Source organism: Allobosea sp. GW822-FHT05A11, from assembly GCF_058800455.1.
Genome location: NZ_JBXAMI010000007.1, coordinates 65683 through 83583 on the forward strand (window position 1 = coordinate 65683; position 17901 = coordinate 83583).

Below are 17901 nucleotides of genomic sequence, written 5' to 3' on the forward strand. Positions count from 1 at the left end.
TTCCGGATCGATGCAATATTTATTCGTTCCGGCGAACATCTGTGATTCGAAGCCGGACGAATGTGCAGCCGGGAAAGGGCTCTCGACGTCGATGAAGAAGGCCAAGCGGAAGCCGGGGGAGAAGCGGTCGCAGATCGCCGCCATGCCGATCCGTCACGCCGCCGACGGCTCGACCGAAATCCTGCTCGTGACCTCGCGCACGACGCGCCGCTGGATCGTGCCCAAGGGCTGGCCGATGAAGGGCCTCAAGGACCGCGACGCCGCTGCGCGCGAGGCCTATGAGGAAGCCGGCGTGATCGGCCGCGTCAGCGAGAAGCCGGCCGGGCGCTATACCTACTGGAAGCGGATGAACGACCATTTCGCGCTCTGCGAGGTGAAGCTCTATCTGCTTGAGGTCGAGCAGCAGCTCGACAGCTGGGCCGAGCAGCACCAGCGCGACCTGCACTGGTTCACGCTGGCCGACGCCGCCGATATCGTCGACGAGCCCGAGCTCAGCACCGCCATCCGCAAGCTCGACACCCAGCTCGCCGTCGCGGCCTAGACAAAGCCGATCCAGCGCCCCGCCAGCAGCACTGCCAGCCAGAGCGTGAAGGAGGCGAAGGCGCTCGCCCGCACCCCGAGCGGCGCCCGCTCGGTCGCCAAGGCCTCCGCCAGCGCCCTGCCCCGATGCTGGAGCGCGATATTGCCGAGCGCCAGCGCGAGCAGGGCGAGCTTCGCGAGGAAGGCCGGGTTCCCCGCATATTCGGACGGCTTCACCGTGAACAGCCAGGCGCCGGTGAATAGCGCCAGGGCGAGGCCGAAGGCGGCAGCGCGGGTCAGGAAGGGCGCGAGCACGGCGAGCGGGGCGGCGCGCAACAGGCCGATCAATCGGAGATCGAGCGGCAGGATCGCGCCGACGAGCAAGCCGATGCCGAGGATATGGGCGGCGTTGACGACGAGATAGGCGGTGCCGGAGCGCTGCAGCCACAGCGCGCCCGGCCAGTGCCCCAGCGCTTCGATCAAGCCGGCCACGCTCAGTTCGTGCGGATGCGCTCCGGATACATGTCGTAATCCTTGCCGGCGAGGGTGATGCGCACGGCCTTCATGTGAAGCTTGGTCTTGTCGAGATGGCGGTTGCCGAGCGCGGTGATGGCATCGCCCGGCTTGGCCGTGTCGCCGCGGAAGCCGGAGCGCTCGGTCTGGTTGGGATTGCCGAGGTCGACCTGCCAGAGCTTGCCCTCGGACTCGACCATCAGCATCGGATGCGGCGGGGCCATCGAGATCTTGCTGATCTTGCCCTTGAGCGTCATCTGCTCGCCCTCGGCCCAGGCCCAGCCGTGATGCGCCAGCGCCGGCAGCGCGACGGTGGCGGCGAGGCCGGCGAGAAGGACGGGAAGGCGGCGGCGGTTCAACATCGTCATGCAACGTCTCCCTGCTCGGGCGCGCGAGCCGCGCGCCTCCCAACAACCAGCCTGCCACGGCCGGGTTGCAGCCGGGCCATCACATCTGCGTTGGCGGCGTCGAGAAACGCGCAAGCGCCTGCGGCCGCCCGCGTCGCCGCGTGCGGGGAGAATGAGGGGCAGCGGAGCGCCGCGAGGCGCGGGGTATTTTGCCGCTTCCGTTGAGCCAGGATGCGGCGCGGATGGATTGAGCCACCATCCGCACGCCCCGTGGCGCTCCGCTTGCCGGCGATTTGAAAGCCACGGGCCGCGCTTATACGGTCGGAGTTCCGTAGGCCCGGCGCTTCACGGATCAGTTCGGCTCATCGCCTCGTCACCCGTTCTGCGCCCGGCCTCGGATATCCCGAGCCTTCCAGCGAGCTCCTCGCACAGGCGCCGTAGTACGCCCAGGGCGGTTCCCGCAGCCTCCCGAGTCCGGGGTGCAAACCCGGCCGCAGGGCGCCGCCCCCGCCCCGCCATGCAGCATGCCTCCGGATGGCTGCCCCTCGGGGTGAGGTGAACAGAGCATAGGCATGGGTCGCGCGGGCGGGGATTGGTTTTCATCGGCGGCACAGGCATGGCATAAGCCCCGCATGCAAATCCGCCCCGAACAGCCCGCCGATTCCGACGCCATCCGCACCCTGACCACGGAGGCCTTCGCGACGGCGCCGCATAGCAGCGGCACCGAAGCGGCGATCATCGACGGCTTGCGCGCGGCTGGGGCGCTGACGCTCTCGCTCGTCGCCGTCGAAGACGGGGAGATCGTCGGCCATGTCGCCTTCTCGCCGGTGACGATCGACGGGGCGGAGCGCGATTGGTTCGGGCTCGGGCCGGTCTCGGTGCGATCAAGCAGGCAGCGCGGCGGCATCGGCTCGGGCCTGATCCGCGACGGTTTGCGGCGCCTGCGCGCGATGGGCGCCGGTGGCTGCGTCCTGCTCGGCGACCCCGCCTATTACGGCCGCTTCGGCTTCGCCAACGATCCGGCGCTGGTGCTGGAGGGCGTGCCGCCGGAATACTTCATGCGCTTGGGTTTTGGCGCGAAGATGCCGGCCGGCACGGTGCGCTATCACGCGGCTTTCGACGGGGCTTGAGGCTCAGGACCGATAGGGCAGCCGAATCTCGACTCCTCCTTCCTTCTCCCCTCGGGGAGAAGGATTCCCTGCGGCCAGGTTTGGTGCGTGGTGGCATGGCCGAGCTCATCGCGCGCATCGAGCAGGAAGCGTTCGAGATCGCGCGAAGCGTGGACGAAGGTGGAGGGAGCGGTCATGGCAGGAGTGAAATTGCCTCGAATGGGCTCAAACACTTGAAATCACAGATCCGATAATACTATCAACAAATCACTCAATTTATGCTCAAAGCAATCTGGCTGCATCGGGATGGAATCCACTAAATGAAGAAACGCCTTTCTTTGCTTAGTCGAGGCCTTTTTCCAGAAACTCTACCCCCATGCTTCGATTCGAAGGATGCGGAACGGGCGTTCCGTGGCATAATCGGGAACCTCGACGCGAAGAAATTTCAAAAAAGAGAAACTGACTATATAAGATACAACGGCACAAAACACGATAGGAACAGACGTTCGTTTGGAACACCAAATATCGTTTCATATTTTCATGTCTCTAGTTTTATAAAGAACAACTGGGTCGATTTTAGAGATAGATTTAATTTGTCCAAATTTTCTATAAGCTCTCCGTCTATAATGGAAGACGACGGAGATAGATGCATTAAGGTCCCATCCCTATCAGAATTGAGCAAGAGATGCTCAACTAATCTCAAGTATGCACCAGTTATATTGAAAGCTGATATATCTCAGTACTTTTCGAGCATATACACACGCTCAATACCTTGGTCGAAGCACGGAAAACAGGCCTCCAAAGCTGACTTTGATAAAAAATCAGCTAATATATACTTTAACGAACTGGATTTTCATATTAGGAATTGCCAGTCTGCGCAAACTAGAGGCATCTTGATCGGGCCTGACGCTTTTCGTCTAGTCGCCGAATTCATCTCATGCGGCATTGATGACGAACTAATGAAATCGGCTGGAGCGTCGATAGTGGGGGCAGTCAGACATGTGGACGATTTTTATATTGGCCTGAAGTCGGAGGCCGACGCCCTCGTAGTCCTTTCAAAACTGCGCGACATCCTAGCAGACCACGAACTTCAACTTAATGACAATAAAACGCGCGTTTTTCCTAGCGTCGAACCGATTAACGACTTATGGGCGCAACGCATCCGGAACGAGATTTCGGGGCTGCATAGCTACAATTTGGACCATCAGAAATTCACGCTGCTTATTGATAATGCCTTTGAGCAAGCCAAATTTCTCAATTCAGATAGCCCCGTAAAGATGGCCCTCCGCGGTCTTGATACCTTAAAAATCTACAAAACCGCTCATTGGGAATTGATTGAAGGATACCTACAAAGAAGCGTACATTATTTCCCGCATGCGATTGATTATGTGTGCCTCCTGGTAGTCAAAAGGTTTGCGGTAACCGGCAAAATTGACAAAGGATCGTGGAAAGATCTCTCTGAGAACATCATAAAAAGCAACACGCCATATCGCAATCACCACGAAATCCTATGGATTATTTGGATGATGCTGAGTTGCGACCTAAGTATATCAGAAGATATATGCGATTCACTTGTAAACATTAATAATTCTCACATTAACGCACTCTTGGTGCAGGCTTTTTCAGAAGGAAAAATATCCAAAAAGCCCTCCGTCCGATTCTCTACGAAACTACAGACAACTGACGCAAACTGGCCGACAAATATCATTGGGCGAACGACAAATACTGTTAAATCCAGCTTCGGCGGATTAATGTCAGATGAATTTGAGCATCTCTCAAATAGGAATATAAAGCTCATAGACATAAAATCGTCAGTCGACAAACTCAAAGAAAAAAACAGCCGCGCGATAAGTCGATCACGATATGGATACGACGATAACGACGACGACAACGGAATAGTCATCCCCTTCATTGATGAGGATTAAACGTTAGCTCCTAGTGCTCGCTTAGCCTTTTCGCCGCCTTCTCTCCCCCGCCCCCTTCGGCCGCGATTCCGGCACCGGGCCCATTTCGTCGAGCGTCGGCTTCCGCACGCGTGAGGTGCCGGTCAATAGCGGGTTCGGCTTCTCGCCGGCTTTCGGCTTGCCCTCGCCGCCGCCCCAGTTATGCGGGCCCATGTCCTCATCCGTCGGTTTGCGGGCGCGGGTCGGCGGCAGGTTGGCGCTGGAGCCGTAAGAGCGCTCGCCCTTGTACTTGCCGGCGGAGGCCTCGACATCGCTCTGGCGGGCGAGCGGGTCGTCCGAGATCGCCAGTTCCGTCGCCTGCAGGCGCTTGATCTCGTCGCGCAGGCGGGCCGCCGTCTCGAATTCGAGATCGGCCGCGGCCTCGCGCATGCGCTTCTCGAGATCGGCGATCGCGGCCTTGAGATTGTGGCCCGAGGCCGGCGTCACCAGCCCCTTGTCGACCGTGACATGGTCGCGCTCATAGACCGAGCCGAGGATGTCGCCGATGGCGCGCTTGATCGTCTGCGGCGTGATGCCGTTCGCCTCGTTATAGGCGACCTGCTTCTCGCGGCGGCGGTTGGTCTCCGCCATCGCCCGCTCCATCGAGCCGGTGATGTGGTCGGCATAGAGGATGACCTTGCCGTCCACGTTACGGGCGGCGCGGCCGATGGTCTGGATCAGCGAGGTCTCGGAGCGCAGGAAGCCCTCCTTGTCGGCGTCCAAAATGGCGACGAAGCCGCATTCGGGGATGTCGAGGCCCTCGCGCAGCAGGTTGATGCCGACGAGGACATCGAACGCACCCAGTCTTAGATCGCGAAGAATCTCGATGCGCTCGATCGTGTCGATGTCCGAGTGCATGTACCTGACGCGAATCCCGTTCTCGTGCAGGTATTCGGTCAGGTCCTCGGCCATGCGCTTGGTCAGCACGGTGACGAGGGTGCGGTAGCCCTTCTCGGTGACCTCCTTGACCTCGTCGAGGAGGTCCGCGACCTGATGCTTGGCGGGGCGGATCTCGACCGGCGGGTCGATCAGCCCGGTCGGGCGGATGACCTGCTCGGTGAAGACGCCGCCGGTCTGCTCCATCTCCCAGCCGCCGGGCGTGGCCGAGACATGCACCGACTGGGGCCGCATCGCGTCCCATTCCTCGAAGCGCAGCGGCCGGTTGTCCATGCAGGAGGGCAGGCGGAAGCCGTATTCGGCCAGCGTCGCCTTGCGGCGGAAGTCGCCCCGGTACATGCCGCCGATTTGCGGCACGGAGACATGGCTCTCGTCGGTGAAGACCAGCGCGTTGTCGGGCAGGTATTCGAACAGCGTCGGCGGCGGCTCGCCCGGCTTGCGGCCGGTGAGATAGCGCGAATAGTTCTCGATGCCGTTGCAGGAGCCGGTGGCCTCGATCATCTCGATGTCGAAGGTGCAGCGCTGGTCGAGCCGCTGCGCCTCCAGGAAGCGGCCCATGCGGTTGAGCTCGTCGAGGCGGGCCTTGAGCTCCTCCTTGATCGACTTCACGGCCTGGGTCAGCGTCGGGCGCGGCGTGGTGTAGTGCGAATTGCCGTAGACCTTGATGAATTCGAGCTCGCCGGTCTTCTGGCCGGTCAGCGGGTCGAATTCGCTGATGCTCTCGACCTCGTCGCCGAACAGGCCGATGCGCCAGGCGCGGTCCTCATAATGGGCCGGGTAGAGTTCGATCACGTCGCCACGAACCCGGAAGGTGCCGCGGGCGAAGTCGTGCTGGGTGCGCTTGTACTGGAGCGCGACGAGATCGGCGATGAGCTGGCGCTGCTCGATGCGCTCGCCGAGCTTCACCGAGAAGGTCATCGCCGTATAGGTCTCGACCGAGCCGATACCGTAGATGCAGGAGACCGAGGCGACGATGATCACGTCGTCGCGTTCGAGCAGGGAGCGCGTCGCCGAGTGGCGCATGCGGTCGATCTGCTCGTTGATCGAGGATTCCTTCTCGATATAGGTGTCCGAGCGCGGGACGTACGCCTCCGGCTGGTAATAGTCGTAATAGGAGACGAAGTACTCGACCGCGTTGTCGGGGAAGAAGCTCTTGAACTCGCCATAGAGCTGCGCGGCCAGCGTCTTGTTCGGCGCGAGGATCAGGGCCGGGCGCTGCGTCTCCTCGATCACCTTGGCCATGGTGAAGGTCTTGCCCGAGCCGGTGACGCCGAGCAGCACCTGATCGCGCTCCTGCCGGCGGATGCCGTCGACGAGATCGGCGATCGCGGTCGGCTGATCGCCTGACGGGGAGAAGTCGGACTTCATCGTGAAGGCGATGCCGCCTTCGGATTTCTCGGGCCGCTCAGGCCTATGAGGCGTCCAGGGCTTGCCGGGCTGGATGAAGGGGCTGCCAGTCTCCAGGAGATGCTGCAGCGAGCTCGCCGTCGCGGCGGCCGCACCCTCGGCACCGATGAAGGCGGAATCCGCCTTCTTGGAGAGCTTCCGCTTCGGCCGCTCCTCGCCGCCGGGCCGTTCCAGCGCATAGCTCGGCTTCGCCTCGTAGCCGGCCTGTGGCCTGTCGCTGAAGCCGGAGGCGCCGCCGGGCACCGCCGTGCCGCGGTTGATCGCGGGGTTCAGCAGGTCGGCGAGATAGCCTTCGAGCGGCTTCAGCTCAGGCTTGGTCGCCTTGGAATTCGGTGTGCGGGCCGAAGAGGGCTTCTTCGCCGCCTTGGGCTTGGTCGCGGTGGTGTCGGAGCTTTTCGGCATGGCCGCAATATGGGGCGGAACCGCCTGCGATGCGAGGGGGTGCGGCGCATCGCAGGGCTGATTGGTGACAGGAGTTGACAGGAACACTTAATACAATCTTAGATTGCATATATCGATCAACAACAACCTATGGAGATGGACCATGTCGGGGGGGGGGCGGGTCCGAAGCCGAGGCGGCGGTCGAAGCCTTCATCGCCCGCTGGCGCCTCTCGGAAGGTGCGGAGCGGGCGGCCTATGCGCAATTCCTCAGCGAATTCTGCGGGCTGATCGGGGTCGAGCCGCCGCAGCCGCCGACCAGCGATTCCGATGCCGTGACCTATCGCTTCGAGTATCCCGTGCGCTTTCCGGATGGGCGGGGCGGACACAGCACCGGGCGCATCGACCTCTACCGCAAGGGCGCCTTCGTCCTCGAAGCCAAGCAGAGCCGCCTGAAGGGGCAGGCCAAGGAGGTCCTGCCGGCGCAAGGCGCCCTGCCCTTCGCGGAACCGGCCGGACCGCGCGGGAGGCGCGGGGCCGATCGCGCCTGGGACGTGCTGATGCTCAATGCCAGACGCCAGGCGGAGGACTATGCCAAGGCGCTGCCAGCGAGCCATGGCTGGCCGCCCTTCCTGATCGTCTGCGATGTCGGGCATTGCTTCGAGTTCTATGCCGACTTCACCGGACAGGGTAAGAACTACGTCCAGTTTCCCGACCGGCAGAGCTACCGCGTCTATCTCGACGATCTGCGCGATGCCGGGCTGCGCCAGCGCCTCGCGGCGATCTGGGCCGAGCCTTCCTCGCTCGATCCTGCCCGCCATGCGGCCCGCGTCACCCGCGCCATCGCCGAGCGGCTGGCCGCCGTCTCCCGGGTGCTGGAGCGCGCGCATGATCCGGAGGAGGTCGCGCTCTTCCTGATGCGCTGCCTGTTCACGATGTTCGCCGAGGATGTTGGGCTGATCCGCAAGGACGCCTTCAAGGCCCTGCTGCGCGAGTGTCGCGACGCGCCGGATTCCTTCCTGCCGCTCGTCTCGGAGCTGTGGCAGGCGATGGACAAGGGGGAATACTCGACCTCCGTGCGCGAGCGGATGAAGCGCTTCAACGGCAAGCTCTACGAGGATGCGCAGGTCTTCCCGCTCGGGCGCGAGGAGATCGGCGAATTGCTGGCCGCGGCCGAGCATGACTGGAAGGAGGTCGAACCCGCGATCTTCGGGACGCTGCTCGAACAGGCGCTCGATCCGCAGGAGCGCGCCCGGCTCGGCGCGCATTACACGCCGCGCGCCTATGTCGAGCGGCTGGTCGTCGAAACCGTGATCGGCCCGCTGCGCGAGGACTGGCGGGCCGTGCTCGGCGCAGCACAGCGGGCGCGCGACGGCGGCGAAGCCCGGAAGGCGCTGGCGCTGGTCGAGGATTTCCACGAGACGCTCTGCGCCACGCGGATTCTCGATCCGGCCTGCGGGACGGGGAATTTTCTCCACGTCTCGCAGGAGCTTATGAAGAAACTGGAGGGCGAAGTCCTCGATGCCGCGGGCGAGCTCGGCCGCAACGAAGAGCTCTCCGGCTTCGCCGCCCATCAGGTCGGGCCGCATCAGTTCCTGGGCATGGAGACCAATCGCCGGGCGGTGGCCATAGCCGATCTCGTCCTGTGGATCGGCCATCTACAATGGCATTTCCGCACGCGCCCTCATGCGCCGCGCGAGCCGATCCTCGAAAAGCTCGACCATATCTACAAGCAGGACGCGGTGCTGAGCTGGGATGGCTGGCCTATCCCGCAATGGCGCGATGGGCGGGAAACCCTGCCCAACCCGCGCCGGCCGGAATGGCCGGAAGCCGCCTTCATCGTCGGCAATCCGCCCTTCATCGGTGGCAAGGACCTGCGGGCAAGGCTCGGGGACAGCTACGCCGAGGCGCTCTGGGCAGCACATCCGCAGATGAACGAAAGCGCCGATCTCGTGATGTACTGGTGGGACCACGCCGCCGAATTGCTGACACGGCCCGGCACGCGCCTGCGCCGCTTCGGCTTCGTCACCACCAACTCGATCACCCAGCTCTTCCAGCGCCGCACGGTCGAGCGGCATCTCACGGGCAAGCGACCGCTCTCGATCGTCATGGCGATTCCGGATCATCCCTGGACGAAGGCAGGGAAGGATACCGCCGCCGTGCGGATAGCGATGACGGTCGCACGAGCCGGGTATCACGAAGGGAAGCTCTGTACCGTCATGGTCGAGAAAGAACTAGACGGCGACCAGCCGCAGATCGAGCTCGGCGTCAGCGAAGGGCGGATCAATGCCGACCTGACGATCGGTGCGGACATGACCCGAGCCGCTCCCTTGCGGAGCAATGGCGGGCTCTGCTCGCGCGGCGTCTCGCTGCATGGTGCAGGCTTCATCGTGACACCGGCCGAAGCCGAAGCACTCGGGCTCAGCCGCAGGCCGGGGCTGGAAGCGCATATCCGGCCCTATCGCAACGGGCGCGACCTCACCGAACGGCCACGCGGTGCCATGGCGATCGATCTATTCGGGCTTACAGCGGAAAACGTGCGGGAGCGCTTTCCCGAGGTCTACCAGCATGTGAAGCTAACGGTGAAGGAAGCCCGGAACGGTGCCGGCAAGGTCGTCGGCCGCGACGCCAACCGGCGCGACAACTACCGGCTGCAATGGTGGATATTCGGAGAACCGCGCCGCGAGTTGCGCCCTGTCCTCGCGCCGCTCCAGCGCTATATCGTCACCGTCGAGACGGCGAAGCACCGCATCTTCCAGTTCCTCGACGCCGCGATCCTGCCCGACAACATGCTGGTCGCCGTCGGGCTGTCGGATGCCTTCCATCTCGGCGTGCTTTCATCGCATGTCCATGTCCTCTGGTCGCGGCATCAGGGCGCGACACTGGAAGACCGCCCCCGCTATTCGAAATCCCGCTGCTTCGACCCGTTTCCGTTCCCGGATGCCAGCGAGGTGCAGAAGGAGGCCATCCGGCGCCCGGCGGAGGCACTCGATGCCCTGCGCAAAGAGGTTCTGGCTGCGCATCCCGACCTGACCCTCACCAAGCTGTACAATATCCGCGAAGGAATCCGTTCCGGCCGCGCCCTCAGCTCCGCCGAAGCCGATATCCGGGATCGCGGGCTCGTCATGATCCTCAACGAGCATCACCAGGCCATCGATGAAGCCGCCGCCGCAGCCTATGGCTGGCCGGCCACCCTGGCCGAAGCGGAGATTCTGGCACGCCTCGTCGCCCTGAACCGGCAGCGTGCGCGGGAGGAGGTGCAGGGCATCGTCCACTGGCTCAGGCCGGACTATCAGCGCCCGCGCTTCGGGACACCCGGCCGCGCCGGCGAGCAGCTCGAAGCGGCCTTGCCGACGCCGATTTCGGCCGCGGCCGGCAAGCCGGCCTTTCCGACCGAGGCAGTCGGGCGGGTCGCCGCCGTGCTCGCGGCGTTGGCCGACACATCGACGCCGATCGCAGCAAGGGCGATCGCAGCGCGCTTCCGCCAGGGCCTCAAGGTGGAACGCGCGATCCGCGACATTCTGGTTTCGCTGGCGCGGGTTGGGGAGATCTCGCCCCTCGATGGCGGGCAGAGCTTCGCGCGACGACTGACCGGCACGGGATGAGCGGGAACTTCAGACTGGCCCTGTCCGCGTCGACCGATGCGGGGACGCGAGGCCGATCAGCACAGGTTCAGGCCCGGCCGGCCAGCCAGGCTTCGATGCCCGCCGCAGCCGCGACACCCGTCGCGAAGCTCGCCTGCAGGAGATAGCCCCCGGTCGGCGCCTCCCAATCCAGCATCTCCCCGGCCGCGAAGATACCCGGCAGGCGTTTCAGCATCAAACCGCCATCGCATTCGTCACTGATGATGCCGCCGGCCGTCGAAATGGCACGCGCGATCGGCATGGGAGCGCCAAGGCGCAGCGGCGCTGCCTTGATCAGTGCCGCCAGCGCCTCCGGCTTGGCCGGTAGGGTTGCGCCGGCCGCATCCCGCAGCAGGGCGATCGCGACCGGTGCGAGGCCGGCAGCCTTGCGCAGGTGATTGCTGAGCGTCTCGCCCTTGCGCCGCTTCGCGAGGCGGGCGGCAAGTTCCGAGGCGGAGAGATCGGGGCGCAGGTCGATATCGATCGTGGCGGCGCCATCGCGCCGGATCGCCTCGCGGATGGTTGCCGACAGCGCGTAGATCGCACCGCCTTCGATGCCATCGGCATCGATCATCGCCTCGCCCGCGGCTTGCTCGCCGGCGCAGCTGATGACGATCCGCTTCAACGGCTGGCCGACGAAGCGCTCCTTCATCTGCGGCGACCAGGCGACCGTGAAGCCGCCATTGGCGGGGCGCAGCGGCGAGACCGCGACATCGCGCGCCGCCAGCAGCGGCACCCAGCCACCGTCGGAACCGAGCCGCGGCCAGCTCGCGCCGCCGAGCGCCAATAGCGTCGCATCGGGGCGGATCGTCTCGGCTTCGCCGTTCGCGAGGCGGAACATCAGGGCTCCATCGGCATCCCAGCCGGTCCAGAGCCGACCAGAGGCGAGCCGAACGCCTAATCCGTCAAGCCGGCCGAGCCAAGCGCGCAGCAGCGGCGAAGCCTTCATCATCAGCGGAAATACACGGCCGCTGGAGCCGATGAAGGTCTCCGCGCCGAGCTCGTCGGCCCAGTCGCGCAATGCCTGTGGCGGGAAGGCGCGCAGGGCCGGTTCCAGCCAGTCGCCCGCCTCGCGGTAGCGCCCGAGAAAGACGTCCAGCGGCTCGGAATGGGTGAGGTTCAGGCCTCCGCGCCCGGCGAGCAGGAACTTGCGGGCCGGCGAGGCCATGCGCTCGTAGACCGTGACGCGATGGCCGGCGCTCGCCAGCCGCTCGGCAGCCATGAGGCCGGCCGGGCCGGCGCCGATGATGGCGATGTTCTTTGCTGACATGACCCCGACTTGCTTGCGTGGCGCACCATTCGTCATTGCGAGCGAAGCGAAGCAATCCAGGGGACGTGAAGCCCGGCCGCTCCTGGATTGCTTCGCTTCGCTCGCAATGACGGCTTAGACTGAGGCTTCCCGCGAGGGAACCTCGTTTACGTCCCTCCCGGATGATGCCATGCCCACCATCGCCGCCTATATCGGCGCCGCGCTCTTCGAGATCGCCGGTTGCTTCGCCTTCTGGGGCTGGCTCAGGCTTGGCAAGCCGATCTGGTGGCTGGTGCCGGGACTGGTCTCGCTCGGGTTCTTCGCCTGGCTGCTGACCCTGGTCGAGAGCGCCGCGGCAGGGCGCGCCTTCGCCGCCTATGGCGGGGTCTATATCGCCGCTTCGCTCGGCTGGCTCTGGGTGGTGGAAGGCATCAGGCCGGATCGCTGGGACCTGACCGGCGGCGCGATCTGCCTCGTGGGCGCCGCGATTATACTGGCGGCGCCGCGCTGATGGAGAGCCTCAACCGCCAGAATGCGCGGCGGGAATGAGCACGGTCGGCATCTCGCGCTGCTCGGCCGCCGCCTTCGTCTCGCGCAGACGGCTCTCGCGCAACTCGTTGGCGCTCTCCAGAATCGGATAGGCAATCGAGACGATATGGCCGTGGATGCGCTTGAGATCGCGGATGATGTCGAGATGGATCGCGCTGGTCTCGATCGATTCCGACCTGCCCGAGCGCAGGCGCTGGAAATGGCTGTCGGTGGCGCGCCGCTCGGCATCGCGCATCGCCGCCTTGTCGGCGAAGAGCTGGCGGGCGAGATCGAGATCGCGCGTCGCGAAGACGTTGAGCGCCAATGCCAGCGCGGAGGCGACGCGATGATGGAAATCGCGGATCTCGGCCAGGCCCTCCGGCGAGAACGAGTAGCGCTTGCGGATCTTCTTCTCGGCGAGCTCGCGCAGGTTCTTGTCGATGACGTCGCCGATATGCTCGAGATTGGTGATCAGGGTGATGATCTCGAACAGGCGCCGGCTCTCCTCCTCGGACAACTCGTTGCGCGAGACCTTGACCAGATAGAGCTTGATCGACTCGTGAATGGTGTCGACGCCGTCATCGGCCTGGGCGATGGCGCGCGAGAGCTTGAGCTCGTCCTTCTCCAGCAGTGTCATGGTATCGCGCAGCATGGCCTCGACGCGATCGCCGAGGCGCAGCGCCTCGCGCATCGCGCCGGCAAGCGCCTCGGTCGGGCTGTCGAGCGCGTTGGGATCGAGATAGCGCGGCGTCACCGCTTCGGCCTTGTCCTGCTTGCCGGGCATGAAGCGCTCGACCAGGCCTGAAATCGGCCCGACGAAGGGCAGGAAGACCAGCGCGCCGACAACGTTGAGCACGACATGGAACTCGATGGCGAGCCGGGCCTCGGACGAGGAGAAGCCGATGAGCCAGGTCGAAAGCGGGCCGACGAAGGGCAGCACCGCGAGAGCCAGGATCAGGCGCGTCAGCAGGTTGCCGACGGCGGCACGGCGCTGGGCGGCGGGCGCGCCGAGCTGGTCGAGCACCGGGATCACGGCATTGCCGAGATTGGCGCCGATGACCAGGGTGAGCGCCGTCGCCGGCGGGAACAGGCCTGACGCCGCGAAGGTGGCGACGAGCAGGATGATGGCGATGCTGGAATGGACGAGCCAGGTCGCGGCGATGGCGGCGAGGATGCCGAGCAGCGGCTCGGAACCCATGGCTGCCAGCACCACGCGGAAGGTCGGCGACTGCGCCAGCGGGGCTGCGGCCGTGTTGAGCTCGATCAGCGAGAGCAGGATCAGGCCGATGCCGACCAGCACGCGGCCGATATTGCGCGGACGCTCCATCGCCTCGCTGGAGAGATACATGGCGACGCCGATGGCGACGCAGAGCCCCCAGAGCCAGCCCAGGTCCATCGAGATGACGAAGGCCGCGAGCGCCGTGCCGAGATTGGCGCCGAGCAGCACCGCGAGCGCCATGGCCGGCACGATCAGGGCCTGACCGGCGAAGGAGGAGACCAGCAGCGTCGTCGCCGTCGAGCTCTGCAGCACCATGGTCACGGCGACGCCGCTGCCGAAAGCGGCGAAGCGATTGCGCGTGAAACTCTGCAGCGCCTGCCTGAGCTGCGAGCCGAAGGCGCGCATCGCGCCGGTTCGCACCAGCCTGACAGCCCAGATCAGCAGCGCGACGCCGCCGGCAAGGTGGATCAGGATGTTGGTAGCGCTCTCGCCCATGGCCATTTTCGTGCGGTCTTTCCCCGATTCAGGCGTTGATCTTCGGCTAAATCTATCAATTTTTGATTAGCCAACTCAACAGAAATACACGCTGAAAGTGCTGATATTTGGGCGGCACTTTCAGCCCTGGTGGCTGCGCGAAGGGAGATGCCCGGTTTCGCCAGCGCTCAGGCCGGCGGAATCAGCGTCACGCCGGATTTGGCGAAGGAAACCGAGACCGCGGTACCGGGCGCCAGCATCTCGCGCCCGCCATATTGCACGACGAAGAGCTCACCGACCTCGGTCTCGACCATGATGTCGAGATGGTTGCCGAGATAGGCGCATTTGCGGATCGTGCCCGGCAGCGAACCGCCCAGCCCCGGCTCGCCCAGCAGCAAAGCCTCAGGCCGGATCGCGACCTTGGCGGATCCCGGCCCGATGCCGCGCGCCGGCAGGTTGACCGTGGCGGAGCCGATCGCGACATCGGCGCGATCGTCAGTCACAGCCTTCACCGTGACGTCGATCAGATTCGCATCGCCGATGAAGTCGGCGACGAAGGCGTTGGAGGGCTGCTCGTAGAGGTCGCGCGGCGCGCCTTCCTGCGCGATCCGGGCATTCGACATCACGATGATGCGGTCGGAGACGGCAAGCGCCTCCTCCTGATCATGGGTGACATAGGCCACGGTCAGGTTGAGGTCCTGCTGCAATTCGCGGATTTCCTCGCGGACGCGGCGACGCAGCTTGGCATCGAGATTGGAGAGCGGCTCGTCGAAGAGCAGCACCTGCGGCTCCAGCACGAGGGCACGCGCCACCGCGACACGCTGCTGCTGGCCGCCCGAGAGCTCCGACGGGTAACGGTTCTCGAACCCCTTGAGGCCGACCAGCGCCAGCTTCTCCAGCGCCATCTGCTTCGACTGCTCCTTGCCGAGGCCCTTCACGGTCGGGCCGTAGGCAGCGTTGTCGAGCACGCTCATATGGGGAAAGAGCGCATAGGACTGGAACACCATCGAGACGTCGCGATCGGCAGCCGAGAGCTTGGTGACGTCCTTGCCGCCGATCAGGATTTGGCCGTCGCTGGCGATCTCGAGGCCTGCGATCATGCGCAGGGTCGTGGTCTTGCCGCAGCCGGAGGGGCCGAGCAGGGTCACGAGCTTGCCGGCCTCGATGGTGAAGTTGATGTTGTCGACCGCCGTCACCGCGCCATAGCGCATCGAGACGTTGCGGAATTCGACGGAAGCGGGTCCGGCCTTGGCCATCTTGAGTCTTTATCCTTATCCGATCGCGGGAGCGGGCGCCGGGGCGGCAATCGTGGCGGTGCGGCCACGCCGGCCGAGCTTGCGCTCGCCGACGAGGAACTGGATGAGGACGATGCCGAGCGCCATGAAGACGATCAGCACCGAGGAATAGGCGATGGCGAGGCCGAACTCGCCGGCCTCGACGCGCCCGACGATATAGGCGGTGGAGAGGTTGTATTCGGCCGAGACCAGGAAGATCACGGCGCTGACCGCCGTCATCGAGCGCACGAACGAGTAGACCAGCGCCGAGACCAGCGCCGGCTTGAGCAGGGGCAGTACCACGCGCCAGAGCGTGGTGAAGCTGCGGGCGCGCAACGTGGTCGAGGCCTCGTCCAGGCTCTTGTCGATCTGCGAAAGGCCGGCAATGCCGGAGCGCACGCCGACCGGCATGTTGCGGAAGACGAAGGCGATGACGAGGATCAGGCCGGTACCGGTGATCTCCACCGGCGGCACGTTGAAGGCCAGGATATAGGCGACGCCGAGCACCGTGCCGGGAATAGCAAAGGAGAGCATGGTCGCGAATTCGAGCCCAGCCCGACCGCGGAAACGCTGGCGCGTCAACAGATAGGCGGTGAGCAGGCCGACCACCGCCGTCAGCGGTGCCGAGATCGCCGCCACCTTCACCGTGGTGAAGAAGGACGACCAGGCCGAGCCCTGGAAATAGATGCCGTCGCTGAAATCGATGGCGAAGCCGGTGATGTAGTGCTGCAGGGTCGGGGTGTAGTCGCGGCCCATGTTGCGCACGAAGCCGCCGACCAGGATGACGATATAGATCACCACGGTCAGCGCGACCCATGGCACGATCACGGCCGCAGAGAGCCAGGTGATGCGACGCGGCAGCGGCGTCGGCAGCCCGGCATCGCCCTTGCCGGTGACCGTCGTGTAGGATTTATCGCCGAGCCAGCGCTGCTGCACCCAGAAGGCGCCGAGCGTGAAGGCGAGCAGCACGATGGCGAGCACCGCCGCCTGCCCCTGATTGTAGGAAGCGCCGACCACCGCGAAGAAGATCTTGGTCGAGAGCACCTCGAAATTGCCGCCGAGCACCAGCGGATTGCCGAAATCGGCCATGCTCTCGACGAAGCCGAGCAGGAAGGCATTGGCGATGCCGGGCCTGAGCAGCGGCCAGGTCACGGTGCGGAAGGTCTGCCAGCGCTTGGCACCGAGCGTCTGCGAGGCCTCCTCCAGACTGGGCGAGATGCCCTGCACCACGCCGATCAGGACGAGGAAGGCGATCGGCGCGAAGGCCAGCACCTGCGCCAGCAAGATGCCGGGCAGGCCGTAAAGCCAGCGCGAGCGCGGGATGTCGAACCATTCGTAGAGAACGGTCGAGACCGCGCCGGCGCGGCCGAAGAGCAGGATCAGCGCGAGGCCGATGACGAAGGGCGGCGTGATGATCGGCAGCACCGTCAGGGCGCGCATGACGCGCTTGCCGGGCATGCCGGTGCGCAGGATCAGCAGCGCGCAGGCGAGGCCGAGAAGCGTGGTGATGACGCCGCAGAGCACGGCCAGGACCAGCGTGTTCCAGGCGACGCCGCAATTGACGTTGGCACTGAGGCAGCCCAGCCCCCAGATCGAGGAATCGAGGAAGCGCTCGAAGAATGCCGCGGGCGCGAAGGCGCCGTTCTGGTCGACCAGCGCGCTCTTCAGGATGATCGCGACCGGGAAGAAGATGAAGATGCCGATCAGCAGGACGACGAGGCCGATCGTCGAGGTCGTGAAGAGGTCGCCCCGGCAGACGCCGCGATAGGCCAGGCCATGGCAGAGCAGGAAGAGCAGCGACAGGAGCGTCAGGAAGGCGCCGCCGCCGATGCCGCGTTGCGAGGCACCTGCGCCGCCGAGCAAGGCTGCAAGCCAGGAAATGCCCTGGTCCTTCAGCACGATAGAGAAGGCCTGGGCGAAGAACAGGACCATGCCGAGAAGGCCGGCCCAGACCAGCACGGTCGCCGTACGCTGGCGGTCGGCGCTGCCCCCGAAGATCGTCGCAGCCGCGAGCGCAATGCCGACCGGCAGGAGCCAGGGCGCCTGGCCGGAAAGGGAAAGCGCCAGCGCGCTGCCCGCCTTGCCGAACGGATATTCGGCGAGCCAGGCCCAGTTCGTCAGGCTCATGCCCTCGACGAGATACCAGGGCATCAGCGCATAGCCGAGCCAGCCGATCAGCAGCACGAGTCTCGTCGCTGGCGCCATGGTTGCCCTGCCCTCACATTCCTTGTCGGTCCGAACCGGTTGCCCCGGCTTTCACGGCCCAGCCTTTACCCTGCACCCGAACCACCAGCGTCATCCCGGACGCAGCGAAGCGGAGATCCGGGATCCATGCCGGAGCGTATCCGGCGGAGGTTCAGGCATGGATCCCGGGTCAAGCCCGGGATGACGGCGTGTTTCCGAGACTGCCCGGGAAACACG

Annotated in this window: 12 protein-coding genes; 5 read left to right on the forward strand and 7 right to left on the reverse strand. The window is 64.9% G+C overall.

Going from position 1 to position 17901, the window contains the following annotated elements; translation table 11 throughout:
• Nucleotides 1–91 precede the first annotated feature (91 nt).
• Nucleotides 92–541 carry an NUDIX hydrolase gene (locus AC1RLU_RS22360; protein WP_113587151.1) on the forward strand — a complete coding sequence of 150 codons (450 nt, stop codon included), beginning with the start codon at nt 92–94 and terminating at the stop codon, nt 539–541.
• Here the strand turns inward: AC1RLU_RS22360 and AC1RLU_RS22365 are convergent.
• Entirely contained in the window at nt 538–1011 is a 474-nt protein-coding gene (locus tag AC1RLU_RS22365) for a DUF6644 family protein (RefSeq protein WP_492798302.1), read from the reverse strand. The two genes, AC1RLU_RS22360 and AC1RLU_RS22365, sit on opposite strands and share 4 nt — an antisense overlap.
• Nucleotides 1012–1013: 2 nt before the next feature.
• On the reverse strand, nt 1014–1400 hold the full coding sequence (locus AC1RLU_RS22370; protein ID WP_091858370.1) for a DUF6152 family protein: 387 nt from the start codon (nt 1398–1400) through the stop codon (nt 1014–1016).
• A gap of 611 nt (nt 1401–2011) precedes the next feature.
• Between AC1RLU_RS22370 and AC1RLU_RS22375 the strand changes: the two genes are divergently transcribed.
• Both AC1RLU_RS22375 and AC1RLU_RS22380 read left to right on the forward strand, forming a co-directional pair.
• Nucleotides 2012–2509: a GNAT family N-acetyltransferase gene (locus AC1RLU_RS22375; RefSeq protein WP_492798303.1), complete on the forward strand. Its 498-nt coding sequence runs from the start codon at nt 2012–2014 to the stop codon at nt 2507–2509.
• An 872-nt stretch (nt 2510–3381) separates the two neighbouring features.
• Nucleotides 3382–4413 carry an RNA-directed DNA polymerase gene (locus AC1RLU_RS22380; protein ID WP_492798304.1) on the forward strand — a complete coding sequence of 344 codons (1032 nt, stop codon included), beginning with the start codon at nt 3382–3384 and terminating at the stop codon, nt 4411–4413.
• Between the two features lie 21 nt (nt 4414–4434).
• Here the strand turns inward: AC1RLU_RS22380 and uvrB are convergent, their stop codons facing one another.
• Nucleotides 4435–7137 (reverse strand): excinuclease ABC subunit UvrB, encoded by a 2703-nt coding sequence (gene uvrB, locus AC1RLU_RS22385; protein WP_492798305.1) that lies wholly within the window; start codon nt 7135–7137, stop codon nt 4435–4437.
• A gap of 107 nt (nt 7138–7244) precedes the next feature.
• Between uvrB and AC1RLU_RS22390 the strand changes: the two genes are divergently transcribed.
• Nucleotides 7245–10718 carry a class I SAM-dependent DNA methyltransferase gene (locus AC1RLU_RS22390; protein ID WP_492798593.1) on the forward strand — a complete coding sequence of 1158 codons (3474 nt, stop codon included), beginning with the start codon at nt 7245–7247 and terminating at the stop codon, nt 10716–10718.
• 67 nt (nt 10719–10785) lie between these two features.
• On the opposite strand, the gene AC1RLU_RS22395 is transcribed toward AC1RLU_RS22390, so the two are convergent.
• Nucleotides 10786–12006 carry a BaiN/RdsA family NAD(P)/FAD-dependent oxidoreductase gene (locus AC1RLU_RS22395; RefSeq protein ID WP_492798306.1) on the reverse strand — a complete coding sequence of 407 codons (1221 nt, stop codon included), beginning with the start codon at nt 12004–12006 and terminating at the stop codon, nt 10786–10788.
• A 169-nt stretch (nt 12007–12175) separates the two neighbouring features.
• Here AC1RLU_RS22395 and AC1RLU_RS22400 point away from each other — a divergent pair, with 169 nt between their 5' ends.
• Nucleotides 12176–12496, forward strand: a complete 321-nt coding sequence (locus AC1RLU_RS22400) for a YnfA family protein (RefSeq protein WP_492798307.1) — start codon at nt 12176–12178, stop codon at nt 12494–12496.
• 9 nt (nt 12497–12505) lie between these two features.
• Here the strand turns inward: AC1RLU_RS22400 and AC1RLU_RS22405 are convergent, their stop codons facing one another.
• The 3 genes from AC1RLU_RS22405 to AC1RLU_RS22415 form a co-directional block, all read right to left on the reverse strand.
• Nucleotides 12506–14227 carry a Na/Pi cotransporter family protein gene (locus tag AC1RLU_RS22405; RefSeq protein WP_162766431.1) on the reverse strand — a complete coding sequence of 574 codons (1722 nt, stop codon included), beginning with the start codon at nt 14225–14227 and terminating at the stop codon, nt 12506–12508.
• Nucleotides 14228–14394: 167 nt separating this feature from the next.
• Nucleotides 14395–15462, reverse strand: coding sequence for an ABC transporter ATP-binding protein (locus tag AC1RLU_RS22410; RefSeq protein ID WP_113587144.1), 1068 nt, complete (start codon nt 15460–15462; stop codon nt 14395–14397).
• Nucleotides 15463–15477: 15 nt separating this feature from the next.
• Nucleotides 15478–17685, reverse strand: coding sequence for an ABC transporter permease (locus AC1RLU_RS22415; RefSeq protein ID WP_492798308.1), 2208 nt, complete (start codon nt 17683–17685; stop codon nt 15478–15480).
• Nucleotides 17686–17901: the final 216 nt, after the last annotated feature.

Excerpts from the sequence above, each read along its gene's own strand:
- AC1RLU_RS22360 (WP_113587151.1), top strand. The coding sequence starts at position 92 with ATGAAGAAGGCCAAGCGGAAGCCGGGGGAGAAGCGGTCGCAGATCGCC.
- AC1RLU_RS22375 (WP_492798303.1), top strand. The coding sequence starts at position 2,012 with ATGCAAATCCGCCCCGAACAGCCCGCCGATTCCGACGCCATCCGCACC.
- AC1RLU_RS22410 (WP_113587144.1), bottom strand. The coding sequence starts at position 15,462 with ATGGCCAAGGCCGGACCCGCTTCCGTCGAATTCCGCAACGTCTCGATG.
- AC1RLU_RS22395 (WP_492798306.1), bottom strand. The coding sequence starts at position 12,006 with ATGTCAGCAAAGAACATCGCCATCATCGGCGCCGGCCCGGCCGGCCTC.
- AC1RLU_RS22415 (WP_492798308.1), bottom strand. The coding sequence starts at position 17,685 with ATGGCGCCAGCGACGAGACTCGTGCTGCTGATCGGCTGGCTCGGCTAT.
- AC1RLU_RS22400 (WP_492798307.1), top strand. The coding sequence starts at position 12,176 with ATGCCCACCATCGCCGCCTATATCGGCGCCGCGCTCTTCGAGATCGCC.
- AC1RLU_RS22405 (WP_162766431.1), bottom strand. The coding sequence starts at position 14,227 with ATGGGCGAGAGCGCTACCAACATCCTGATCCACCTTGCCGGCGGCGTC.
- AC1RLU_RS22370 (WP_091858370.1), bottom strand. The coding sequence starts at position 1,400 with ATGACGATGTTGAACCGCCGCCGCCTTCCCGTCCTTCTCGCCGGCCTC.
- uvrB (WP_492798305.1), bottom strand. The coding sequence starts at position 7,137 with ATGCCGAAAAGCTCCGACACCACCGCGACCAAGCCCAAGGCGGCGAAG.